Annotated in this window: 25 protein-coding genes and 1 tRNA gene; 9 read left to right on the top strand and 17 right to left on the bottom strand. The window is 64.2% G+C overall.

Annotation, left to right across the window (positions count from 1 at the left end):
* Positions 1–182 precede the first annotated feature (182 nt).
* Both ACQY80_RS16785 and ACQY80_RS16780 read left to right on the top strand, forming a co-directional pair.
* Positions 183–713: a hypothetical protein gene (locus ACQY80_RS16785; RefSeq protein WP_428681879.1), complete on the top strand. Its 531-nt coding sequence runs from the start codon at positions 183–185 to the stop codon at positions 711–713.
* 115 nt (positions 714–828) lie between these two features.
* Positions 829–2226: a DEAD/DEAH box helicase gene (locus ACQY80_RS16780; RefSeq protein ID WP_428681877.1), complete on the top strand. Its 1398-nt coding sequence runs from the start codon at positions 829–831 to the stop codon at positions 2224–2226.
* A 15-nt stretch (positions 2227–2241) separates the two neighbouring features.
* Here ACQY80_RS16780 and ACQY80_RS16775 read toward each other — a convergent pair whose 3' ends face one another.
* The gene (locus ACQY80_RS16775; RefSeq protein ID WP_428681875.1) at positions 2242–3258 is read right to left on the bottom strand and encodes an NADP-dependent oxidoreductase; all 1017 of its coding nucleotides are present in this window, start codon (positions 3256–3258) and stop codon (positions 2242–2244) included.
* Positions 3259–3367: 109 nt separating this feature from the next.
* Here ACQY80_RS16775 and ACQY80_RS16770 point away from each other — a divergent pair.
* Positions 3368–3443 (top strand) — tRNA-Ala (locus tag ACQY80_RS16770).
* Between the two features lie 70 nt (positions 3444–3513).
* On the opposite strand, the gene ACQY80_RS16765 is transcribed toward ACQY80_RS16770, so the two are convergent.
* The 3 genes from ACQY80_RS16765 to ACQY80_RS16755 form a co-directional block, all read right to left on the bottom strand.
* The gene (locus ACQY80_RS16765; protein ID WP_428681873.1) at positions 3514–4374 is read right to left on the bottom strand and encodes a DUF4349 domain-containing protein; all 861 of its coding nucleotides are present in this window, start codon (positions 4372–4374) and stop codon (positions 3514–3516) included.
* 74 nt (positions 4375–4448) lie between these two features.
* Positions 4449–6740, bottom strand: a complete 2292-nt coding sequence (locus ACQY80_RS16760; protein ID WP_428685911.1) for an ATP-dependent helicase — start codon at positions 6738–6740, stop codon at positions 4449–4451.
* A 69-nt stretch (positions 6741–6809) separates the two neighbouring features.
* Positions 6810–7679, bottom strand: a complete 870-nt coding sequence (locus ACQY80_RS16755) for a Rossmann-like and DUF2520 domain-containing protein (protein ID WP_428681871.1) — start codon at positions 7677–7679, stop codon at positions 6810–6812.
* 115 nt (positions 7680–7794) lie between these two features.
* Here ACQY80_RS16755 and ACQY80_RS16750 point away from each other — a divergent pair, with 115 nt between their 5' ends.
* A complete protein-coding gene (locus ACQY80_RS16750) occupies positions 7795–9060 on the top strand; it encodes an MFS transporter (protein WP_428685909.1) in 1266 nt (421 codons plus the stop codon).
* On the opposite strand, the gene rsmD is transcribed toward ACQY80_RS16750, so the two are convergent.
* Together rsmD and ACQY80_RS16740 are read right to left on the bottom strand one after the other, a co-directional pair.
* On the bottom strand, positions 9047–9589 hold the full coding sequence (gene rsmD, locus ACQY80_RS16745) for a 16S rRNA (guanine(966)-N(2))-methyltransferase RsmD (RefSeq protein WP_428681869.1): 543 nt from the start codon (positions 9587–9589) through the stop codon (positions 9047–9049). The two genes, ACQY80_RS16750 and rsmD, sit on opposite strands and share 14 nt — an antisense overlap.
* Positions 9589–10434, bottom strand: a complete 846-nt coding sequence (locus ACQY80_RS16740; protein WP_428681867.1) for a pseudouridine synthase — start codon at positions 10432–10434, stop codon at positions 9589–9591. The genes rsmD and ACQY80_RS16740 overlap by 1 nt, the downstream gene beginning before the upstream one ends.
* Before the next feature lie 155 nt (positions 10435–10589).
* Here ACQY80_RS16740 and ACQY80_RS16735 point away from each other — a divergent pair, with 155 nt between their 5' ends.
* From ACQY80_RS16735 to ACQY80_RS16725, 3 genes are all read left to right on the top strand, one after another.
* Positions 10590–11027, top strand: a complete 438-nt coding sequence (locus tag ACQY80_RS16735) for a response regulator (protein ID WP_428681865.1) — start codon at positions 10590–10592, stop codon at positions 11025–11027.
* 118 nt (positions 11028–11145) lie between these two features.
* Positions 11146–12483, top strand: coding sequence for an AmpG family muropeptide MFS transporter (locus ACQY80_RS16730; protein ID WP_428681863.1), 1338 nt, complete (start codon positions 11146–11148; stop codon positions 12481–12483).
* Between the two features lie 5 nt (positions 12484–12488).
* Positions 12489–13232 (top strand): PLDc N-terminal domain-containing protein, encoded by a 744-nt coding sequence (locus ACQY80_RS16725; protein ID WP_428681861.1) that lies wholly within the window; start codon positions 12489–12491, stop codon positions 13230–13232.
* Here ACQY80_RS16725 and ACQY80_RS16720 read toward each other — a convergent pair.
* The 9 genes from ACQY80_RS16720 to purB all read right to left on the bottom strand — a co-directional run bounded on the left by ACQY80_RS16720 (position 13229) and on the right by purB (position 20931).
* Entirely contained in the window at positions 13229–14566 is a 1338-nt protein-coding gene (locus ACQY80_RS16720; protein WP_428681859.1) for a bifunctional folylpolyglutamate synthase/dihydrofolate synthase, read from the bottom strand. The genes ACQY80_RS16725 and ACQY80_RS16720 overlap by 4 nt on opposite strands.
* 18 nt (positions 14567–14584) lie before the next feature.
* On the bottom strand, positions 14585–15436 hold the full coding sequence (accD, locus tag ACQY80_RS16715; RefSeq protein ID WP_428681857.1) for an acetyl-CoA carboxylase, carboxyltransferase subunit beta: 852 nt from the start codon (positions 15434–15436) through the stop codon (positions 14585–14587).
* Positions 15433–16224 (bottom strand): tryptophan synthase subunit alpha, encoded by a 792-nt coding sequence (trpA, locus tag ACQY80_RS16710; protein ID WP_428681855.1) that lies wholly within the window; start codon positions 16222–16224, stop codon positions 15433–15435. Before trpA ends, accD begins: the two co-directional genes overlap by 4 nt.
* Positions 16221–16544, bottom strand: a complete 324-nt coding sequence (locus ACQY80_RS16705) for a hypothetical protein (RefSeq protein ID WP_428681853.1) — start codon at positions 16542–16544, stop codon at positions 16221–16223. The genes trpA and ACQY80_RS16705 overlap by 4 nt, the downstream gene beginning before the upstream one ends.
* Positions 16541–17752, bottom strand: coding sequence for a tryptophan synthase subunit beta (gene trpB / locus ACQY80_RS16700; RefSeq protein WP_428681851.1), 1212 nt, complete (start codon positions 17750–17752; stop codon positions 16541–16543). The genes ACQY80_RS16705 and trpB overlap by 4 nt, the downstream gene beginning before the upstream one ends.
* Complete coding sequence (locus ACQY80_RS16695) at positions 17749–18378, bottom strand: phosphoribosylanthranilate isomerase (protein WP_428681849.1); 630 nt, start codon at positions 18376–18378, stop codon at positions 17749–17751. The genes trpB and ACQY80_RS16695 overlap by 4 nt, the downstream gene beginning before the upstream one ends.
* A 10-nt stretch (positions 18379–18388) precedes the next feature.
* Positions 18389–19060, bottom strand: a complete 672-nt coding sequence (gene pyrF, locus ACQY80_RS16690; RefSeq protein ID WP_428681847.1) for an orotidine-5'-phosphate decarboxylase — start codon at positions 19058–19060, stop codon at positions 18389–18391.
* Positions 19057–19422, bottom strand: coding sequence for a lipopolysaccharide assembly protein LapA domain-containing protein (locus ACQY80_RS16685; RefSeq protein ID WP_428681845.1), 366 nt, complete (start codon positions 19420–19422; stop codon positions 19057–19059). Before ACQY80_RS16685 ends, pyrF begins: the two co-directional genes overlap by 4 nt.
* Before the next feature lie 198 nt (positions 19423–19620).
* Entirely contained in the window at positions 19621–20931 is a 1311-nt protein-coding gene (gene purB, locus ACQY80_RS16680; RefSeq protein ID WP_428681843.1) for an adenylosuccinate lyase, read from the bottom strand.
* 197 nt (positions 20932–21128) lie between these two features.
* Between purB and ACQY80_RS16675 the strand changes: the two genes are divergently transcribed.
* Together ACQY80_RS16675 and ACQY80_RS16670 are read left to right on the top strand one after the other, a co-directional pair.
* Positions 21129–21386: a hypothetical protein gene (locus ACQY80_RS16675; RefSeq protein ID WP_428681841.1), complete on the top strand. Its 258-nt coding sequence runs from the start codon at positions 21129–21131 to the stop codon at positions 21384–21386.
* Between the two features lie 14 nt (positions 21387–21400).
* Entirely contained in the window at positions 21401–21859 is a 459-nt protein-coding gene (locus ACQY80_RS16670; RefSeq protein WP_428681839.1) for a calcium-binding protein, read from the top strand.
* 62 nt (positions 21860–21921) lie between these two features.
* On the opposite strand, the gene rnk is transcribed toward ACQY80_RS16670, so the two are convergent.
* Both rnk and radC read right to left on the bottom strand, forming a co-directional pair.
* On the bottom strand, positions 21922–22341 hold the full coding sequence (gene rnk, locus ACQY80_RS16665; protein WP_428681837.1) for a nucleoside diphosphate kinase regulator: 420 nt from the start codon (positions 22339–22341) through the stop codon (positions 21922–21924).
* 219 nt (positions 22342–22560) lie between these two features.
* On the bottom strand, positions 22561–23247 hold the full coding sequence (gene radC, locus ACQY80_RS16660) for a RadC family protein (RefSeq protein ID WP_428681835.1): 687 nt from the start codon (positions 23245–23247) through the stop codon (positions 22561–22563).
* Between the last annotated feature and the right edge of the window lie 178 nt (positions 23248–23425).

The following is a 23425-nucleotide window of genomic DNA, read 5'->3' as shown; positions in this document are numbered from 1 at the left end:
AAATGGCCTCCGTAAATTGACGTCGAGTGGCCGCAGAGCTCTCGACATCAATTCATTTGATGTTCAATCATAGGCGTTAAAGGGGGCGATGGACGATATGCGACTTTTCGTCCAGCATCGAAGCGGGAGCTGCGGGTGAAGATCAACGTCTGTCAGGGCGCCGGAAGGACGGCCGCACGATCGTGCTGACCGCTGCCGCCCTGTTGGCGATGCTGTGGGCGCCGGCTGCCGATGCACCAATGCCTTCAACGCCACCCGAACCGCTGGTCGCCGTATCGATTCCCGCGCCGGGCGAGGCGACTGCCGGTTTCTGGCAGGTGGTGATCGAGCAGCAGTTGATCATTCGCGTACCGGCGCAGCGCTCGTCGCTCAACAACTTCTCCGCAGCGCCGGCCCCCGAAATGCGGGTGCGGCAGGCTCCCGTCGAATGGAAAGAGAAGAAGGCACCCAAATGTGTCGCGATGCGGAACATCATGGGTATGCAGGCGACGCAGCGTGACAGTATCGATCTGATCACGAAGCAGAAGCAGCGCTTTCGTGCGCAGCTCAATCGCGGATGCCGGGCGCTCGATTTTTACGCGGGTTTTTACATGCAAGGCACCAAGGACGGGCAGCTATGCGAGGATCGCGACGAGATTCACGCGCGGACAGGGGCCAAGTGCCAAATCGAGAAATTTCGCCTGATGGTTCCGGTTGCGCGCGACGACGATTGATTCTTGGAGCGACCGACGCCTTTTCTTGACTTTTCCGGACGTTTCCCCAATGGCGCCAGCAGCAACGGTTGGCGTGGGACGCCGTGCTGAAACATTTTCCGGACAGTTTGACCTTATGAAATTTGCCGACCTCGGCCTTTCCGACGAACTTTTGCGCGCGATCGATGAATCGGGCTACAGCGAAGCGACCCCGATTCAGGCGGGTGCAATTCCGTCCGTGCTGATGATGCGCGACATGATCGGCATCGCCCAGACGGGCACGGGCAAGACCGCGTCTTTCGTGCTGCCGATGATCGACATTCTCGCGCATGGCCGCGCTCGGGCGCGAATGCCGCGGTCGCTGATCCTCGAGCCGACGCGCGAACTTGCCGCGCAAGTCGCGGAAAATTTTGAGAAATACGGCAAGTATCACAAGCTTTCGATGGCGTTGCTGATTGGCGGCGTGCAGATGGGCGATCAGGTGAAGGCGCTCGAAAAGGGTGTCGACGTGCTGATCGCGACGCCGGGCCGCCTGATGGACCTGTTCGAACGCGGCAAGATCCTGCTCACCGGTTGCAACCTGCTCGTGATCGACGAAGCCGACCGCATGCTCGACATGGGCTTCATCCCCGACATCGAGAATATCTGCACCAAGCTGCCTGCGAATCGGCAGACCCTGCTCTTCTCCGCGACGATGCCGCCGCCGATCAAGAAGCTGGCCGACAAATTCCTGTCGAATCCGAAGACGATCGAAGTCGCGCGTCCGGCGAGCCGGAACGAGAATATCGAGCAGTTCGTGGTCAAGACGTCAGAGCGCGGCAAGCGCGACACGCTGCGCGGCCTGCTCGAAGCCGAGGACATCAGCACCGCGATCATCTTTTGCAATCGCAAGACGACCGTGCGCGAGCTGGCGAAATCGCTTCAGCGCTATGGCTACCAGGCGGGCGAGATCCATGGCGACATGGACCAGTCGAGCCGCATCGCCGAACTCGACCGCTTCAAGGCGGGGACGATCAACGTCCTCGTTGCATCGGACGTCGCGGCGCGCGGGCTCGACGTCAAGGGCGTGAGCCATGTCTTCAACTTCGATGCGCCCTGGCATCCCGACGATTATGTCCACCGTATCGGCCGCACGGGCCGCGCGGGGGCGAAGGGCAGGGCCTTCACGCTTGTCACGCCGTCGGATGACGAAGCGCTGGACAATATCCAGAAGCTGACCGGTTACCAGATTCCTGTTCATGACGCCGGTCCCGCCGAGCGTGAGAACCAGCCCGATCGCAGCACCGACGAACGGCGCGAACCGCGTCGCGGCGGACGCTCGGATCGCGGCGCACGGGTCAAGGCCGACGCGCCAAAGGCCGAGGCGCCCAAGGCAGACCGCGAACCGCGGCGCACGGAAGCAAAGCGTTCGGACGCGCCCAAAAAGGATGCAGGGCGCAAGCCTGCGCCGACGCAGCGGCACGACGACGACGGTCCCGACGACGGCTGGAACGGCCCGATGCCGGGATTCCTCTCGGTCGGTTTCGGAAGCTGACGGCTTCGTCCGGCGTCAGAGTCGGACGAGCATTTTCCCGATATTCTCGCCCGAGAAGAGGCCGAGGAAGGCATCCGGCGCGGCTTCCAGCCCGTCGCGCACCGTCTCGCGTATCGTCACTGCGCCGCTTGCGATCAATCCGCCCATGTCGGCATAAAATTCATCGGCACAGTCGATGAACTGGTCGGTGTAGATGAACCCTTCCATGCGGATGCGCGCGGGGATCGAACGGACGAGATACTGCATCTCCTGCACCTTGCCGTCGTTATAGACGTCGATCATGCCGCAGATCGCGAAGCGCGCGAAATCATTGGCGGTTGCAAAGGCCGCGTCGAGATGTTCGCCGCCGACATTGTCGAAATAGACATCGATGCCGGGTTTTCCGAGCGTTTCGAGCGCCCCCGCAAGCTGCGGCAGCACGGCTCCCGCTTTGTAGTCGATCACCGCGTCGGCACCGAGGTCGCTGACCCAGGCGCATTTCTCGGCGCCGCCCGCCGAACCGATAACTGTCATTTCGCGGGCCTTGGCAATCTGGACGACCGCCGAACCGACAGCACCCGCCGCTGCGGACACGAATATCGTATCGCCGGGCTTCGCGGCTGCGACACGGAGCAGGCCAATCCACGCCGTACCGCCGGTGAGCCCCATATTATGGAGGAAAGTCTGCGGGGGCAGGCCGGCTTCGAGCAGGCCCACCGGCAATTTGTTCGGCATCATGTCGAGGCCGATGATCCCACCGTCGCGCCAGCCGCCCATGTGCAGGATGAGATCGCCGGGCGCAAAGCCTTCCATCCGGCTTTCCAGAACTTCGCCGATTGCGCCGCCCGTCATCGGATGGTCGATCTGAAATCCGGCCGCATAGCTTTTCGCGTCGTTCATCCGTCCGCGCATATAGGGATCGACGGACAGCCAGACATTGCGGATGCGAAGCTGGTCGGCCTCGAGCGGCTCGTCGGGAAGATCACGCAGCGCGAAATTGTCGATCGACGGCAGTCCTTGCGGACGGCTGGTCAGATGCCATGCCTTGGCCATAGTCCCCACACCCCCATTTTGCCGGCGACCGAATTCAAATGGACCGAATGACGAAGGTCAGAAAAGCCGTTGCCACTGTCAATCTGTAGCGTTAAGAGCCGCCCGTCGCGGGGCCGTAGCTCAGATGGGAGAGCGCTGCAATCGCACTGCAGAGGTCAGGGGTTCGATTCCCCTCGGCTCCACCAGCGACCCCTCCTCAAATCGGCAAAGCGTATCGACCGGGGACAGACCGTGCCTGCCCCCGGCCCGAAACGCTTATGCCGCAGGTGCCGGCGGTTCGGTCGGCCGCCCGCGGAAGCGGCGCCACAGGAAGATGATCAGGCCTACGAGCAGTGCCCATGGCAGGATCGCTGCACCGGCGACGAGCAGGACGGACAACAGCGTGCCGCCGCTACCCAGCAGGGTAGTCCACGCGTTGCTGAACGGATTCTCGTTGCCGATGCCGGGCAGGCCGCCGTCGCTGGCATAGTTGAACGCCACGCTCGTCCATGCGATCCGCGCCTCGCCGGCACGACGGTTCTGCCGTTCTTCGCCAAGCTGTCCGCGGAGCGCGCCGATCTGCGACTGCAATTCGGCGCGTTCGCGCTTGTCCAGTCCGCCTTGCTTCAGCCGCTGCTCCAGCCTTGCGATTTCAGCCTCCGAACCCGCGCTGCGCTGCTGCGATGCAAGAATTTCGGTGCCGACATCCTCGCCATTGACGCTCGCGTCGGCGAGCACGCCTTCTGCCTTTTCGACGCTGGCGATCGCGCCCGCACCGAATTTGCGGGCAATGCCGGGGTCGAGCTTGAACTGAGTCTGCGCTTCGACGAGCTTTTCATCGTTGAGCTGATAGCGGACGTCGACGATGCGGCAGCGCTGGACGCCCAGCGTTTCGCACGCCGCTGCATGCTCTTCCTGTACTTTGGATATCCGGTCATCGGCAAGGCGGAAGGTATAGGAATAATCGAAGGCGACGCCCGGCGCGGCATTGAGCGCGACATCCGGAGCCGCAGCGTCGCTGGCGGCCTCTTCTGATACCGCGGGGCTGGAAGTCGAAACGCTTGCATCCTCAGCTGCTTTTTCACCGCAGCCGACCAAGGCGAGCGCCATCGCGCCCGCTAAGAGCTTATTTCGCATGAAGATTCTCCCAAAGCGCGACTCGTTGGCCGCAGGAGATGGCATATCATAACCGATATAGTTGACAATAAAAATCAGGCGGATTTGACGAAGCCGTCCAAAACCCTTTTGCTGCCGGCCTGATCGAATTCGACTTCGAGCTTGTTGCCGTCGACGTCGATGATCTCGCCATATCCGAACTTCTCGTGAAAGACACGCATCCCGATCGCGAGATCGGATCGGGGTTTGGCGCCGACCGATGCGGCAGGCCCCTTTTCGCTGGGCGCAGGCGCCCGCGTGACGGTCGACGAAGAGGCAAGGGCGCGTTGCCAGGCCGGGCCGCGGGTCATCGTGCGCGCCGGCTGGCGCTCGGCGACATGGGCAAAGGGATCGCCCTGCGCCGACCAGTTTGCGCGCCACAGACTTTGGCCACCGCCGAAGCTGTTCTCGCTGTCGACATGTTCGGGCGGGATTTCGGCGATGAAGCGGCTCGGGATGCTGCTCATCCACTGGCCATAGATGCGCCGGTTCGCGGCATGATAGATGCTCGCGCGCTGCCGCGCCCGCGTGATCGCAACATAGGCGAGGCGGCGTTCCTCTTCGAGGCTTGCGGTGCCACCTTCGTCCATCGAGCGCTGTGACGGAAAGACGCCGTCCTCCCAGCCCGCCAGAAAGACATGGTCGAACTCCAGCCCCTTGGCGGCGTGGATCGTCATGATCGTGACGGTCTCGGTCTGGTCGTCATTATCGCGGTCCATGACGAGGCTGACATGCTCGAGGAAGGCCTCGAGCGACTCATATTCCTCCATCGCACGGACAAGTTCGGAAAGATTCTCCAGACGCCCTGCGGCTTCGGCGCTGCGGTCGGCCTGCAGCATCGCGGTATAACCCGATTCGTCGAGGATCAGCTGGGTCAGCTCGGGATGCGACAGCTCGTTCGCCTTGCTTTGCCAATTCCGCATCTGCGCGATGAAGTTCGCGAGCTGGCGGCGCGCCTGCGGCGTCAGCTCGTCGGTTTCGGTGATCCGCGACGCCGCGTGGAAGAGCGGTGCGCGCTCGATCCGCGCGAACTGATGGATGCGCGAGAGCGCCTTGTCGCCAAGCCCGCGCTTGGGAACGTTGACGATCCGTTCGAATGCGAGATCGTCGGCGTTCGACTGGACGAGGCGAAGGTAGGCGAGGGCGTCGCGAATTTCGGCGCGCTCGTAGAAGCGAAAGCCGCCGACGATACGGTACGGCATACCGATCGCGATGAAGCGGTCTTCGAACTCGCGCGTCTGGAATTGCGCGCGGACGAGGATCGCGGTGCGGTCGAGGCTGACCTTGCGATGCTGGAGCGTCTCGAGTTCCTCGCCGATCCGCCGCGCTTCCTCGGGGCCGTCCCAGACGCCGACAACGCGCACCTTGTCGCCTGCGTCGAGATCGGTCCACAGCGTCTTGCCGAGACGGTCGCTGTTTTGAGCGATCAGCGCCGAGGCGGCAGCGAGGATCTGCGGGGTCGAGCGATAATTCTGCTCGAGCCGGATCACCGTTGCGCCGGGAAAATCCTTTTCGAAGCGCAGGATGTTGGCAACCTCGGCGCCGCGCCACGAATAGATCGATTGGTCGTCATCACCAACGCAGCAGATATTCTTGCGTGCCTGTGCGAGCAGGCGAAGCCAGAGATACTGGCTGGCGTTGGTGTCCTGATATTCGTCGACGAGCACATATTTGAAGCGCTGCTGATATTGCTCCAGCACATCGCGGTGCGTCTTCAGGATCACCAGCATATGGAGCAGCAGGTCGCCGAAGTCGCAGGCGTTGAGCGTCTTCAACCGGGCCTGATAAAGCGCATAGAAATGCTGGCCCTTACCGTCGGCATAAGCTTCCTTGTCTGCCGCATCGAGATCGGCAGGGGTCAGGCCACGGTTCTTCCACTTGTCGATGAGCCCGGCGAGCTGGCGCGCCGGCCAGCGCTTCTCGTCGAGCCCCTCGGACTGAATGATCTGCTTCAGCACGCGTAGCTGGTCATCGGTATCGAGGATCGCAAAATTGTTCTGCAAGCCCACCAGTTCGGCATGGCGGCGCAGCATCTTGGCGCAGATGCTGTGGAAGGTTCCGAGCCAGGGCATCCCCTCGACCGCATCGCCGATCATCCGTCCGATCCGCTCGCGCATTTCGCGCGCTGCCTTGTTGGTGAAGGTGACCGCCAGGATTTCGGAAGGCCAGGCACGGCGCGTCGCGATGATGTGCGCAAGGCGAGCAGTCAATGCGGCGGTCTTGCCCGTTCCGGCGCCCGCGAGCATCAGCACCGGCCCCTCGGTCGTCAGCACCGCCTGTCGTTGCGGGCCGTTGAGCCCTTGCAGATAGGGCGGGTCCGAAGGGTGGGGACGGCTAAGGTCGGGCATCGAGGCGGAGGTATCGTTCACGCGCGAACGATTAGGGAACAGCGACGAAGCTGTCCAGTATGCTGCGGTTCATTTCAGCGCGTCGCGCAGAGCGCCGCCGTTCCTTGCGGCACCTCTGCGATCCAGTTCCTCGGCCGTGGCCAGCGCCATCGCCCGATAGGCGGCGAGCAGTTCGGGACATTCGACGCGAAGCGCCGCGACATGGTCTTCGACCGTCTGGACATCGCCGCGCAGCACGGGGCCGGACAGCGCAGCGAAACCGCGGTCGAGGCTATTTTCGAGCGCCACGCGTACAAGCGGCGCGACCAGCGCGGCGGCATCGTCGACCCCGGCTCGGGCCAGGGCGCCCAACGCGCCGGCCAGCAGCGTGACTAGATGGTTGGAGGCGTGGCAAAGCGCCGCATGATAGAGCGTCCGCTGCTCCTCGCCGACCTCGACCGCGATTCCGCCAAGGCGCGCAACGACCTCCCGGGCGGGCGTGAGGGCGTCGCTCGACGCGCCGGTAACGGCGAAACGCGCCTCCGCCATCCGCACGATCTCCCTCTCGGGATCGCCCGTAAAGGTCATGGCGGGATGGATCGCGGCCGTGAGCGCGCCGCAGGCCCGGAGTGGGTCGAGAATTGCGGCACCGCTTTTACCGCCGACATGAAAGACGAAGCGATTGGAGCCTGCAGGCCATAGGCGCGTGAGGTCTTCGACGACCGAAGCGATCGCATCGTCGGACACGGCGAGGACAATGACGTCGCAAGCAGCGGCCAGCTCTTCCAGCGATGCCGCGACCTCGCCGCCGGTCCGTGCCGATACGGCGCGCGCTCGTTCGGGCGCGCGGCCCCAGATGCATGGCGGTTCGGCTGACCGACCGGCAAGAGCCAGCGCCAGTGCCTGCGCCACGCGTCCGGTGCCGACAACGCCGAACCGCCCGAGGTGAAAATCTTCCATGGGCCCCGTCTAGCGCGGGAAGCGATGCTGCGCCAATGTCGATACGCCTTGCGCACGGCCCCAAAAGGCGGTCAAAGCGCGCCGGAACGAATGGGGAGGGGTATTGCCCGTGGATCTGGCACCATATCGCAAGCACCGGCGCATCCTCGCCGCCAGCCTCGTCGGCACGGCGGTCGAATTCTACGATTTCTATATCTACGGGACCGCGGCGGCGCTGGTCTTCGGACCGCTGTTCTTTCCGGCAGAATCGGCCTCGGCGCAGCTGATGTACAGCTTCATGACCTTTGGCCTCGCCTTCTTTGCAAGGCCGGTCGGCGCGGTCGTGTTCGGCCATTATGGCGACCGGATCGGCCGCAAGTCGACGCTCGTGGCCTCGCTGATGCTGATGGGCGGATCGACGCTGCTGATCGCCTTTCTGCCGACCTATGCGATGGCCGGCTGGGTCGCGCCGCTGCTCCTTTGCATATTGCGGTTCGGGCAGGGCTTCGGGCTTGGCGGCGAATGGGGCGGGGCGGCATTGCTCGCGGTCGAGAATGCACCGCCCGGATGGAAATCGCGTTTCGGCATGTTCCCGCAACTCGGCGCACCGGTCGGCTTCATCGCCGCGAACGGGCTGTTCCTGATCCTCGGCCTGACCCTGTCCGATGCCGATTTCACCAGCTGGGGCTGGCGCATTCCTTTCCTGTTTTCGGCCGTTCTCGTGGGGCTGGGGCTGTGGATCAGGCTCAAGATCGGCGAGACGCCCGACTTCGCCGAAGCGCTGAAGCAAGAGGCTCCCGTCGCGGTTCCCGTCGGCGAGTTGCTGCGCGCGCATCTGGTCGCCACGCTCGCCGGCATTTTCGCCGTCGTCGCCTGCTTCGCAATTTTCTATCTCGCGACCAGCTTCGCGCTCGCACACGGGACGACGACGCTCGGCTATCCGAAGGAGCAATTCCTTCTGGTCCAGCTCGGCGCAATCCTGTTCATGGCCGCCGGGATCGTCTTCGCCGGCTATGTCAGCGACGCGACGAGCGCGCAGCGCGTGCTGACGTGGGGATGCGGGGCGACGATCCTTATCGGCTTCGTCTTCGGACCGGCGCTCGCATCGGGGAGCTGGCTGATCATATTCCTGGGTCTTGCGGCGGCGCTGTTCGTGATGGGGCTTGTCTATGGCCCGCTGGGGAGCTGGCTCACGGCGCTGTTCCCCGTCCATGTCCGCTACACCGGTGCGTCGGTTGCGTTCAATGCCGGCGGGATACTGGGCGGCGCGATGGCGCCGATTATCGCGCAGGCGCTCAGCGAGTGGCGGGGGACGCCTGCGGTCGGGCTCTATCTTGCGCTGGCTGGCGTAATCAGCTGGCTGGGCCTGATGATGGTCCGGCGACGGGTCACAGAGGCCTGAGCAGGGTCAGCTTCGCCTTGCCGACCTTGCGCTCGGCATCGATCTCGAACCCCGCCACGTCAACGACTTCCTTCTCCGACGTTTCGATCGAGGCGAGGCTGTCGGCGCCGATCCAGCCGAGCCGGTTCAGCTTGTCGAGCGCGACGCTGCCGGCGCCGGTCGTATAAGGCGCGTCGAACAACAGCAGGTCGTAGCTGCGCTTTGCTGGACCGAGCGCGAGGACCGATCCCGCGCGCACGTCGGCCCGAGCGTTCGCCTCGAGCGTGGCAAGATTCTTCTTCAGCGCATCGAGCGCGTCGCGGTCCTGCTCGCCGAACAGGCAATGCTCGGCGCCGCGCGACAAAGCCTCGATCCCCAGCGCGCCAGAGCCGGCGAACAGGTCGGCGACATGGAGCCCCTCGAAACTGCCGACCCGGCTCGCGAGCATCGAAAACAGCGTCTCGCGCGTGCGATCTGCGGTCGGGCGGGTGGCGTCGTTCTTCGGCGCGAGCAGCTTGCGGCCGCGCCATTCGCCAGCGATGACGCGCATCAGCCGAGTCGCCGGCGGAACTGGAACAGTTCGTCGCGCGCGACGACTTCGACCGTTCCGACGCCCAGATCCTCGACGGTGAACTGGCCGTAACGCGTGCGGATCAGGCGACTGACCTGCAGCCCCAGATGCTCGAGAACGCGGCGAACCTCACGGTTCTTGCCCTCGGTCAGCGTCATTTCGATCCACTGGTTGCGCCCCGTCCGGCGCTCGAGATTGGCGTCGATCTTGCCATAACGAACGCCGTCGATCTCGACGCCTTCGACCAGATCCTCCAGCTGCGTCTGGCTGACGTCGCCAAAGGCGCGGGCACGATAGGTGCGTTCGACGCCGCTCGCGGGCAGTTCGAGCTGGCGCTTGAACTCGCCATCGTTGGTCAGCAGCAGCAGACCCTCGGTATTATAGTCGAGACGGCCCACCGGCATCAGCCGCGGCAAACCCTTGGGCAGGACGTCATAGATCGTCTTGCGGCCCTTCGGGTCGCGCGCAGCAGTCAGGCAGCCGACGGGCTTGTAAAAGCGATAGAGGCGGGTCGATACGGGTTTGGCGACCGGATTGCCGTCGACGGTCAGCCCCTCGATCGAGGAAAGCAGCGGTGCCGGCTGCACGACGACTTCACCATTCAGTTCGATACGCCCTTCCTCGATCATCCGTTCGATATCGCGGCGCGAGCCGGCGCCGGCACGAGCCAGCAGCTTCGCGATCCGTTGCGGCCCGTCCTCGCGATCAGTTTCGGGTTGCGGCTTGCGCGGTGCGGCGGCGACACCGCGCGCGGCGCGGCGCCCGCGCGGAGCATCGGTCGGCGCCGAACGGGGCGCACTGCGGGGTGGACGGCGGGTCGTCATGGGAACGGATGCGGCTTTCTTGTCGTTTTTGGACACAACAGTGTGGCTTTGTGATCACGCTCATAGCCTGAAAAGTGTCGCTTCGTCGATGGCAAGCACAAGCGATATTGCAGGAAGGGCAAGAGCGAGTCATGGCGCCATTAAAGGGAATTTTTATGCTCTTCGCGTCCCGCCCGTCGTGCATCAAGCGCCTGCTGGTCATCGAGGATGACCCGCTGACGGCGTTCGATAACGAGCACACGCTGAAGCACAGCGGTTACGACGTTGTTGCGACCGTCGATTCGGGCGAGGCCGCCGTCGCCGTGATCGCCACCGAACAGGTCGATGCGCTTGTGCTCGACCTTGGCCTTGCCGGCGACATGACGGGCCGCGAGGTGGCGCGTATCGCGCGCGACCGTGGCATCGCCGTGCTGCTGGTGACCGGCCAGTGTCCTGCCGATGCACAGGATATCGCCGTGGCGTGCCTCGGCAAGCCGCATAGCGCCGCGGCGCTTGTCTCGGCGCTGAAAGCGGTCGAGATGATGACCTGCAAGAATCAGGCGCCGCGCAAGGTCACCGGCCTCACGACCTTCTGGCGCCCCGAGGCGGCGTGACGCTGCGGCGTTTCGCCGCGCTCGCCCAATTAGCCGCTTCCAATTTGTCCGTGACCCTTTAGGCCATGATCATCAGGTCACGCATTCGGTAGCGGATGCGGAAGGGGGAGTGCGGAATTTGCAAGCTGACAGCGTAACGCCGGCGCCACGAGGCTGGTGGGACAGCATCCGGCCCTATCTGGAAAGGGCCCCGATTGCGGCTTTCCTGCTCGGTGTTTCATCGGGTTTTCCTTATGCGATGATTGGCGCGACCCTGACCACCCGGCTCGCGCAGGACGGTATCGACAAGAAAACGGTGACGGCCTTTACGCTCGCCTTTCTCGTCTACAATCTGAAACCGCTCTGGTCATGGGTCGTCGACGGTGTCCGCTTGCCCGTCCTTGGCCGCATGGGGCAGCGAGTATCGTGGATGATCCTTGCTGCCGTGCTGGTGATGGCGGCGGTTGCCAATCTCGCGCTGCAGGATCCAAAGGCCGATATATACCAGACTGCGATTGCTGCAATATTGGTCGGGTTTGCTGGCGCGACCTTCGACATCGTTATCGATGCGTATCGAATCGAGACGCTGAAACCGGAGCAGCTCGGCATCGGGTCCGGGATGAGCCAATATGGTTGGCGCATCGGATCGGCGGGGGCGGGAGCGCTGGCCCTTTACCTCGCTGCACGGCACGGGTGGGAGGCTGCCTATTTTTCCTGTGCGCTCTTTGCCTTGCCGGCGGTCGTTGCGGCTCTGTGGCTGGGCGAGCCCGAGCGGCATCGAGATCCGGCACAGCGTAAGGGTGGCAGCGCGATTCTTCAGTCGATCATCGGCCCTTTCACCGAGTTTTTTCGGCGTCAGGGTGCGTTTCTCGTGCTGCTGTTCATTCTCGTGCACAAGATCGGCGACACGCTGGCCAATCTGACCTTTCGCCTGCTGTTCGACGATCTCGGTTATACGAATGACGAGATTGCCATCTATGATGTCGGGATCGGCTTCTGGGCCTATCTGATCGGCATATTCGTCGGTGGCATCATCTATGCCCGGATGGGGATGAAGCGCTCTGTACTCGTCAGCCTGATCCTGATGGCGGTGTCGAATTTCAGTTTCGCTCTGCTGGCTGCAACCGGGAAGAGCAATCTAGGTATGGCTGGTGCAATCGGGTTCGAGAATTTTGCGAGCGGAATCGGCGGTGTCGTCGTCGTCGCCTATTTCTCGGCACTCTGCGACCTGCGCTTCACGGCAGCGCATTATGCGCTGATCTCTTCGGCGGCGAGTATCGTCGGGCGTTTCGTTACCGGGACGACGGCAGGGGGGCTGATCGAAACTTTCGGCTATACGCAGTTCTATCTTCTTACCACCGTGGCGGCGGTCCCGGGCATCCTGCTGTTCTGGTGGATGATGCGAACCGGTCTGGTCGATCTGTCGGTAGGGTCCGCGGGCAAGGTTGAAAGTAGCGAAACGGCACCGACCGGCTAGTTCCCATGCATTTCCTGATCATCTCCCTCCTGCTGCAGGTGCTGTGCATCGTCCATGTGTTCCGCACGGGTCGCAACACGGCATGGATCATGGCGATCGCCTTCCTCCCGATGGTCGGCATTCTCGCCTATTTCATCGTCGAAGTGTTGCCGGGCCTGCCGCGTGACCGTCGGGTGCGCGAAGCACAGTCGAAGATCGCCGACCGGATGGACCCGGAACGGCGTGTCCGGGCGGCCAGCGACGCGGTGGAGTTCAGCGATACCGTCGGCCATCGTCTCGAACTGGGCGATGCCTTGACGGGGCGCGGGCGCCATGCGGATGCGCTCGATCAATATCGCGCCGCCGAGCGACTGTCGCCGCACACGGATCGTGCTATCGGCATGCGGATCGCCGAAGCAGCCTATGAAGCCGGTTATTTGGTCGAGGCGGAGGCCGCGATCGATGCGCTTCCCGAAACCATCTCGCAGACCGAACTCGATCGACGCGCGCTGCTGCGCGCCAAGATTGCCGAAGCCGATGATCGGGCCAAGGATGCCATTGCGATCTATCGCGACATCGTCGGGCGCGTTCCGGGTGACGAAGTGCGATGCCGGATGGCTGCGCTGATGATCGTCAGCGGCGACCGGCGCGGGGCCAAGGCGCTGCTTCAGGAAGTCGAAATGCGGGCGAAACGCACGCCGCCGGTAACGCTCAAGGCGAACGCCGAAATGTACGCGTGGGCGAAGCAGACGCTCGCCGAACTGTCCTAAACCGGCGCTTCGCCGTTCAGATCCAGAACCAGACCCGCGAGATAGAGCGAGCCGCAGATCAGCACGTCGCCCGCCATATGCTCTCCCCGAACGAGAGCGAGCGCCGCTTCGACATTGTCGCAGGGCCGGGCATCGGTGATGCCCAACTCGGCTTGCACCCGGCGGCAAAGCTCCGCGGGGTCATGATGTTCATGCCCCGGAATCGGCACCGCCCGGAACGATGCGATCTTGTCCGCGAAGGGACGCAGGAAGCCTGTTGCATCCTTGTTCGCGAGCAAACCGCAAACGATGTGAAGCGGCGGCCTGTCTGCAAGCGCCTTCGCCAGTGCGGCGCCGGCGTCGGGATTGTGGCCGCCGTCGAGCCATAAGGCAGCACCGGGCTGCAGCATGGAAGTGAGCGGCCCGGCGCCGAGGCGTTGCATTCGCGCCGGCCAGTGCGCGCGGGCCATCGCATCGGCGAATGCGTGCTCGGGAATGTCTAGCGTCGACTGATGCCGGAGCATCGCCACGGCAAGCGCGGCATTGTCCGCCTGATGCGCGCCGGCCATCGCGGGAAGGGGCAAGGTCAGCGTGCCCGTTGCGTCGCGATAGTGGAGCGCGCCGCCCTCGACACCGGCATCCCAAGCGTCGTCGCGGGCAATCTCATTGGTTCCCGCCTTCGCCGCCTGTCGCGCGATTTCGGCGCGTACCGAGGGCGGATAAGCCTGTATCACCAGTGGCGCGCCCGCTTTGGCGATCCCTGCCTTTTCGAAGCCGATCCGGTCGATCGGGGCCGCGGGCACATTATCCTCGGGCGCCAGCAGGAAGGCCTCATGATCGATGCCGAGCGAGGCGATGCCGCAGACGACCGGATGGGCGATGATATTTGTCGCGTCGAGCCGCCCGCCGAGCCCGACTTCGACAATGCAGGCGTCGGCGGGCGTGCGCGCAAAGGCCAGGAAGGCGGCGGCGGTCGTGACCTCGAAAAAACTCGCCTGCAGCCCCTCGGCGACGTCGAGGACTTCGCCGAGCAATGCCGCGAGAAGGCGGTCGTCGATCAGTCCGCCCGCGAGCCGGATGCGCTCGTTGAACCGGACCAGATGCGGGCTCGAATAGACATGCGTCGTCAGTCCCGCAGCTTCGATCGCGGCGCGCAAGAAAGCGCAGGTCGACCCTTTGCCGTTCGTCCCGGCAACATGAAGCACCGGCGGCAACCGGTCCTGCGGATTGCCCAACCGCGCGCAAAGCTCGGCGATGCGTTCGAGGCCCAGTATGTCGCGCCCCGGCGACAGCGCGGCGAGGCGATCAAGCTGGGCCTGCACCGCAGGGTCGCTGGAACGGGCGAAGTCGGCCATGGCGACCTGCGTATCTGCTCAGGCAGCCTTTTCGGGCGCGAGATAGCCGATCAGGCGGCCGAGCGTTTCGGGCAGTTCCTTGCGATGCACGACCATGTCGATCATCCCGTGATCGAGCAGATATTCGGCGCGCTGGAACCCTTCGGGCAGCTTCTCGCGGATCGTATTCTCGATCACGCGCTGGCCCGCAAAGCCGATCAGCGCCTTGGGTTCGCTGATCTGGATGTCGCCGAGCATCGCATAGCTCGCGGTGACCCCGCCGGTGGTCGGGTCGGTGAGCAGCACCACATAGGGCAGGCCCGCGCGGCGCAGGCGCTGAAGCGCGACGGTCGCGCGCGGCATCTGCATCAGCGATAGCGTGCCTTCCTGCATGCGCGCGCCGCCCGCGGCGGTGATCGCGATATAGGGCACGCCGCGACGGATTGCGTCCTCGACGCCCGAAACAAAGGCCTCGCCCACCGCGACGCCCATCGACCCGCCCATGAAGGCGAAGTCCTGCACGCCGATGACCGCGCCATGGCCCGAGATGCGCCCGAAGGCATTCTGATAGGCATCGCGGTCGCCGGTCTGCGCGCGCGCGGCCTTGATGCGGTCGACATATTTCTTGGTATCGCGGAACTTGAGCGGATCCTCGGGAGCTGCGGGGGCGCTGATCAGTTCGTGGAGGCCACCGTCAAACAGCTGCGCGAAGCGCTCGGTCGCGCCAATGCGATCGTGGTGGTCGCAGCGCGGGCAGACGTTGAGATTGTCTTCCCATTCCTTGACGAACACCATCTGCTGGCACTGGCGGCACTTGTGCCAGAGATTGTCGGCGGTATCGCGCTTGGCGGTGAAGGGAAGGGCGTTGCGAACGCGGTCGAGCCAGCTCATGCGGCGATCTCCTTTGCGCCGTGGATAGCATCGGCAAGCGAACGGGTGAAGGCCTCCACATGCGGCGCAGCAGCGTCGCCATGCTCGGCAATGATGTCGATAAAGGCCGAACCGACGACGACGCCGTCGGCGACCTTGGCGATCTGCGCGGCCTGTTCGGGGGTGCGGACGCCGAAGCCGACTGCGACCGGCAGGTCGGTGGCGGCTTTCAGGCGCGCAACAGCATCCTCGATGCTCGCCTGCGCGGCCTGTTGCTGGCCGGTGATCCCGGCGACCGAGACATAATAGAGGAAACCGCTGGCACCGTTCAGCACGTCGGGCAGGCGCGCGGCGTCGGTCGTCGGCGTCGCGAGACGGATAAGATCGACACCGGATGCGCGCAGCGCGGGGCCGAGTTCGGGATCTTCTTCCGACGGGATGTCGACGCAGATAATGCCATCGACACCAGCCTTGGCACATTCGCCCGCGAACCATTCGGGACCGCGGATCGTCATCGGATTGGCATAACCCATCAGCACGAGCGGGGTGTCAGGATGGCGCTCACGAAAGGCGGCGGCGATCGCGAACAGGTCGGCGGTCGTCGTGCCCTTGGCGAGGCTGCGCAGGTTCGCCGCCTGGATCGCGGGCCCATCGGCCATCGGATCGGTGAAGGGCATGCCGAGCTCGATCACATCGGCCCCGCCCGCGACGAGCGCATCAAGGTTGGCGGCGGTGTCGCCGTCGCCGCCGGTGATGAAGGCAACGAGCGCGGGATGCGGCTTGGCGAAGGCGGCGGCGAAGCGGGTCATGCTGGCGTCATAATATTGAACGGACCTGTGGTTTCCGGATTCAAGCTGCTTTCCCACGAGCCGGGCTCATGACCGCTCGCTCGGACAAAAAAGATATCCGGACTACGACGTGGATGCACCGAGACATCGATGCATTTGTAAAAACGATCCTCACCTAGAAACAGTTTCTCGGCGGCCTCGGCGATTGATCGATCCCGTACGCCTTCAAGGTGGAGCTCGACGATGGTATCGGATGAAGGTTTGGCAACACCATATCTGGCTGCTGCTTGGTTCATCGCTTCGTGCAGACGCGTTGTGAACTCTTCGAGCCCTACTTTCACAGCCTAACTCCCAAGGCTTCGGCTACCGTGAAGATGTCCTTGTCCCCGCGCCCCGAGCAATTGACGATGATGATCTTGTCCTCGTCCAGCGTCGGCGCGATGCGCTCTGCGGCAGCGATCGCGTGGGCGCTTTCAAGCGCCGGGATGATGCCTTCCAGCTTGGTGAGCTTCTGGAAGCTGGCGAGGGCTTCGGCGTCGGTGACGGGTTCGTAGCGGACGCGGCCGATTTCGTGGAGCCAGCTATGTTCGGGACCGATGCCCGGATAGTCGAGGCCTGCCGAGATGCTGTGCGCCTCGGTGATCTGGCCGTCCTCGTCCTGCAGCAGATAGGTCTTGTTGCCGTGGAGGATGCCGGGGCGGCCACCCGCGAGGCTGGCGGCGTGCTTGCCGTCCAGACCTTCGCCCGCGGCTTCGACCCCGACGATCTCGACTTCGGCGTCGTCGAGGAAGGGATGGAACAGGCCGATCGCGTTCGATCCGCCGCCGACGGGGGCGATCAGCATGTCGGGCAAGCGGCCCTCGGCCTCGAGTATCTGTTCGCGCGCTTCGTCGCCGATCACCGACTGGAAATCACGGACGAGTTCGGGATAGGGGTGCGGGCCGGCAACGGTGCCGATGATGTAGAAGGTGTCGTGGACGTTCGCGACCCAGTGACGCAGCGCCTCGTTCATCGCGTCCTTCAGCGTCTTCGCGCCGCTCTCGACCGCGACGACTTCGGCGCCGAGCAGCTTCATACGGAACACATTGGGCTGCTGCCGCGCGACGTCGACCGCGCCCATGAAGATCGTGCAGGGCAGGCCGAACAGCGCGGCGACGGTCGCGGTGGCGACGCCATGCTGGCCCGCACCGGTCTCGGCAATGATCTTCGTCTTGCCCATGCGTTTGGCGAGCAGGATCTGCCCGATGCAATTGTTAATCTTGTGCGCGCCGGTGTGGTTCAGATCCTCGCGCTTCAGATAGATCTTCGCGCCACCAAGATGTTCCGTCAGTCGCTCGGCAAACCACAGCGGGCTGGGGCGGCCGACATAATGTTTGAGCAGATAGTCGAACTCAGCCTTGAACGCCGGGTCGGCCTGCGCCGCGCGATAGTGACGCTCGAGATCGAGGATCAGCGGCATCAGCGTTTCGGCGACATAGCGGCCACCGAATTGACCGAAATGGCCGCGCTCGTCGGGGCCGGTGCGAAGACTGTTGGGAAGCTGGGTCATCGTCCGGCGGCTTTAAGGAAAGCGGCGATCTTGTCCACATCCTTGACGCCCGGCGCGCTTTCGACGCCCGAGGAGACATCGACGAGCGGCGCGCCGGTCTCGGCGATCGCCTGCGCGACATTGGCCGGTGTCAGCCCGCCGGCGACACCCCAGTCGATCGAATGACGATGGTCGCTGAGCAGCGTCCAGTCGAACCGCGTGCCCGTCCCGCCGGGCAGGGCGGCCGCGGGGGCGTCGAACAGGATGCGATCGGCGGCGCCGTCATACTGGCGAATGCGTTCGAGCGTTCCTGCATCTTTCAGGCCGACGGCCTTCCAGACCTCGGCAGGCACCAGTCGTTTGACGGCGGCGAGCCATTCGGGCGTCTCGTTGCCGTGGAACTGGATGATATCGGGGCGCACCTTGCTCAGCGCCTCGCCGGTCACCTGCTGCGATGCGTTGACAAGCAGCAGCGCGACCTTGACGCGGCCACGCGCATGCTCGCGAAGCGCGGCTGCGGTCTTGAGATCGACGTGGCGCGAGCTCGGTTCGTAATGGACGAGACCGATGTGCGTCGCGCCCAGGCGAATGGCGGCATCGACCGTTTCGGGCGTCGACAGCCCGCAAATCTTCACCAAAGGCGGCATGGGAAATGTCCTAGAGCGTAGCTTCGATCTCGCGCGCGGCGAGATCGGGATCGGTCGACTGGCTGATCGGGCGGCCGACCACAAGGATCGAGGCGCCGTCGGTCATCGCCTGCGCCGGGGTGACGATCCGTTTCTGGTCGCCGGCATTGCCGCTGGCGGGGCGAACACCCGGAACGACGAAGAAGCCGCCGGGCCATGCCTTTCGCGCGGCCTTCACTTCCTGTCCCGAGCAGACGATGCCATCGAGGCCGGATTCGTGGGAGAGTTCGGCGAGGCGGACAACCTGATCGTGCGGCGTGCCCCCGACGCCGATGTCGTCCAGATCGGGCGCATCGAGGCTGGTCAACACGGTCACGCCGACGACCTTGGTATTGAGGCCCGCCGCGGCCTTCGCCTCTTCCATCATCGCGCGGCCGCCGGCGGCGTGGACGGTCAGGACGGCGGGCTCCAGCGGGCGCAGCGCCTGGATCGCCTTCGCGACGGTGTTCGGAATGTCATGCAGTTTGAGGTCGAGAAAGATCGGCAGGCCGAACTTCGCCATCTCGTGAACCCCGTGATGGCCGTTGGCGCAGAAGAATTCGAGGCCCAGCTTCAACCCGCCGACATGGTGGCGCACCTTTTGCGCCAGCGTCAGCGCGGCGTCGAGGTGCGGGGTGTCGATGGCGAGATAGATGGGGCTCATGGCTTGTCCGTAGAGAAGAGGTCAGTGGGGGCGGGTGGAACATCGGTCACCGGCGTGGCGGCGGGTGCCGGATCCACTGGGCGGTTCGCGAGTGCGCGCATGTCGGCAAGCTGGCGCTCGCTACTCTCAAGACGACGTTTCAGCGACCAGCGGGCGGCACGAAGTGCTAGCCAAGGAGGAAAAAAGCCGATTGCGAAAGAGATTAGGATGACTGCGGGCAATTTAGTCGACCAGATCAACGCTTTGCCCGGGATTGATGACGTCGGCCAGATGGTGACGTCCACCGAATCCCAGTTCATGGCCGCAAAAGCAACCAGCACGGCGGTCAGCAAGACCCAGATAATCGTCCGCAGGATTCCCACTTTGCCTTGCTCCTCTGTCGGCCCTTTGCCGACCCTATGACAGATTAGCGCAGGTTTCCAGTTCTTGATCCTCCCCGTGCCGTAGGCATGGGGAGGGGGACCGCTCGCGTAGCGAGTGGTGGAGGGGCGGGGTTACAGCCCCTCCGTCAGCGCTTCGCGCTGCCACCTCCCCATTGCTGCGCAACGGGGAGGAGCCCTTTAGCCGAACACCCGCGCGAAGATCGTGTCGACCTGCTTCATATGATAGCCAAGATCAAAGAGTTCGGTGAGCTGGTCGGGCGAGAGGCGCGCCGTGACCTCGGCGTCGGCCTTCAGCAGTTCGGGCAGCGAGAGCTGGCCGTCGGAATCCCAGACCTTCATCGCATTGCGCTGCACCAGCGCATAGCTGTCCTCGCGGCTCGCGCCCGCCTGCGTCAGTGCCAGCAGCACACGCTGCGAGTGAACGAGGCCGCCCATGCGGTCGAGATTCTTCTGCATCCGCTCAGGATAGACGAGCAGCTTGTCGACGACGCCGGTCAGGCGCGCGAGTGCGAAATCGAGCGTGATCGTCGCGTCGGGGCCGATGAAGCGCTCGACCGACGAGTGGCTGATATCGCGCTCGTGCCACAGCGCGACATTTTCCATCGCGGGGATAACCGCGCTGCGCACCATCCGGGCAAGGCCGGTGAGATTCTCGGTAAGCACCGGGTTGCGCTTGTGCGGCATCGCCGACGAGCCCTTCTGGCCGGGCGAGAAATATTCTTCGGCCTCCAGCACTTCGGTGCGCTGAAGGTGACGGACTTCGACCGACAGGCGCTCGATCGACGAGGCGATAACGCCGAGCACGGCGAAGAACATCGCGTGACGGTCGCGCGGGATGACCTGCGTCGAGACGGGCTCAATCGCAAGGCCGAGCTTTGCCGCGACATGCGCTTCGACGCGCGGGTCGATGTTGGCGAAAGTGCCAACTGCACCCGAGATCGCGCAGGTCGCGACTTCGGCGCGCGCGGCCTGCAGGCGCAGCTTGCAGCGCGAAAACTCTGCATAAGCTTCGGCGAGCTTGAGACCGAAGGTGACCGGCTCGGCGTGGATACCGTGACTGCGGCCGATCGTCGGGGTCAGCTTGTGCTCATAGGCGCGGCGCTTGATCGCTTCGAGCAATGCGTCGAGGTCGGCGAGCAGGATATCAGCCGCTTGGCTGAGCTGGACCGCAAGACAGGTGTCGAGCACGTCAGAGCTTGTCATGCCCTGATGCATGAAGCGCGCTTCGTCGCCGACATTCTCTGCCACCCACGTCAAAAAGGCGATGACGTCATGCTTCGTCACCGCTTCGATCGCGTCGATCGCCTCGACATCGATCTTCGGGTTGGTGGCCCACCAGTCCCACAGCGCTTTCGCTGCCGATTTGGGCACGGTACCCAGTTCAGCGAGCGCGTCGGTCGCGTGCGCTTCGATCTCGAACCAGATGCGAAAACGATTCTCCGGCGACCAGATTGCCGTCATGTCGGGTCGGGCGTAGCGGGGAACCATTGTATTTCCTTCTCTTTATTCGAGGCGCCAGATCGCGGAATCTGTTCCGAACCGCGACAGGCCGCCCCCTAGCAGGGGCGAGCGGTTTCGCCAATCGCCGCACGGCCGCAACTTTCGGGAAATCAGGCGAGTTGCTTTCATGCCCCTTCCAGAAAGGCCGCGCGCCATCGAGCCGCCGCCGCAACAGGAGTGAATTGATGCTGAAATATGTGCTTTTGATCGGTGCTGCTGCTGTCAGCTTCCCTGCCATCGCGCAGACGGCGGAACCTGCAGACGGCCAGCCCGCTCCGACCCAGTCGGAACCGGCCAAGCCCGATACGGCGCCGGTGCCGGATGATCAGAGCGACACCGACAAGGCGCAGCCGGCGCCCGACAGCGCCCCCGCCCCGACGCAGGAACCGGATTCGGAAAAGAAGGACGAACCCGCCCCGGAACCTGACTCGTCGCCGCAGTAACCAGGAGAAATACCATGCTGAAGCATATGCTTATCATCGGTGCGGCCACCATCAGTGTCCCCGCCTTCGCGCAGGGAACGCCCCCGGCTGATCCCGCCGCCCCACCGCCGACCGAACAGGCCGAACCGGCAACCAGTCAGCCGTCACCGGCGCCCGCGCCTGAAAGCGCGCCGCCCGCCGGGGACGCAGCTGCGCAGCCCGCACCGTCAGGCACTGCAGCGTCACCAACGCAGGTTGCGCAGATCGTCAACCAGGAGTTCGCCTCCTACGACGCTGACAAGAGCAACGACCTCAACCAGTCGGAATTCTCGGCCTGGATGAAGAAGCTGCGCACGGCGACAGAGCCTTCGGTCGACCCCGAGTCGGAGCAGGTGAAGACATGGATCGGTCAGGCCTGGACTGTCGCCGATGCCGACAAGTCGGGTGCGGTCAGCAAGGAAGAGCTCACCGGTTTCCTGTCGCGCGGCGCCTGATACCAGGCTCGCCACAAGAGGAAAATGTGCAGCCGTCGGAGCGATCCGGCGACTGCATCTTTTCAGGCCGCGGCCGGTCGAGGCGGCTGCGCAACGGCGATAACCGACAAGGCGCGTTCGCGCCCGTCGCGATCCGGCCAGCGGATCGATTGCCCGCGTCGCAAACCGATCAACCCGGCGCCGATCGGCGTCAATATCGAGATCCGTCCTGCGTCGATATCCGCCTCATGCGGGTAGACCAGCTGGACACTGCGTGTCGCCCCGCTTGCTTCGTCGATAAAGTCCACCTGACTCGACATGGTCACGATATCGCGGGGAATTTCGGCGGCGCTGTGAACCGTCGCACGCGAAATCTCGTCGATCAGCAGGGCGCTGACCTGCGGCAGGCGCCGTTCGACGCTGACGGCAAGGTCCGCAAGCGCATCGGCCTCGCGGTCGATCATATGGATGGATGGCCGCCGGCGCGGCCTTCGTATGGTCATGGTGCAGGCTTTCCGCAAAAGGGGAGGGGGAAGCGCAGCGCGCGCTTCTCCATTCGGACAATGGCTGAAATTTCACCCCGGGGTCGCGGGGCATAAGCACCGGAACCCGGGGCTAGATGCCCGCGAGAAGCTGTCCCCCGTGAAAACGGAATCGAAGATGGCGAAGCCGATTCTGCATGACGCGATGATGTCGCGTGCGGCGCCGCAAGTAAAGGCGTGTCAGATGAGCCCCATCGCACGCAAGCTGCGAAACTCGGCGCCGCCGACGATTATGTGGTCGTGCACGACGATGCCGAGCTTACCCGCCGCGTCGGCGATGTCGCGGGTGATCGCGATATCCTGCCGGCTCGGCTCGGGGTTGCCGCTCGGGTGGTTGTGGACGAGGATGATCGCCGCCGCGCCCAGCTCGAGCGCGCGCTTCACCACTTCGCGCACATAGATGGCCGACTGGTCGATCGATCCCTCGCTGGCCACTTCGTCGCGGATCAGCATGTTACGCGAATTGAGATAGAGAACCCGCACCCGTTCGATGTCGATCGGCCCCATGTCGGCGCGCAGCCAGTCGAGCAGCGCATCCCAGCTCGACAGCAGCGGCTTTTCCCGAAACTCGTTCTTGAGCATCCGCAGCCCGGCGGCGCGGACGATCTTGAGCGCTGCCACCGCCCCATCGCCCATTCCGTCGACACGGCGGAGCGATTCGGGATCGGCGGCGATCAGCTGCTTGAGCGAACCGAATTCGCGGAGTAGTGCCTTTGCGAGCGGCTTGGTGTCGCGGCGCGGGATCGCCAGCGCGAGAAGATATTCGACGAGTTCATAATCAGCGAGCCCGTCGGCATCGTCGAGCAATCGCGCGCGCAACCGCGAGCGATGTCCTGCGTGATCGGGCGTCGGCGCGTCTTCCCCCATGCGTCGGGCATAACCAGCTTGTGGGGTGCACTCAACGGCCATAAGGTCGGCGGCCTATGGCAACGTCCTTATTATTGCAGCCAATTGCGCCATTTCGGCGTTATCGCTCTGCAATGAAGCGGATGAGGGCCGGAAGTTCGACATCATGACGTCATCGGGCCCCACCTTCCGCCGGACC

The organism is Sphingopyxis sp. (assembly GCF_965279755.1).
Classification (GTDB): domain Bacteria; phylum Pseudomonadota; class Alphaproteobacteria; order Sphingomonadales; family Sphingomonadaceae; genus Sphingopyxis.
Note: the sequence above shows the minus strand (reverse complement) of the source record. Positions and strands in the feature narration are given on the sequence as shown.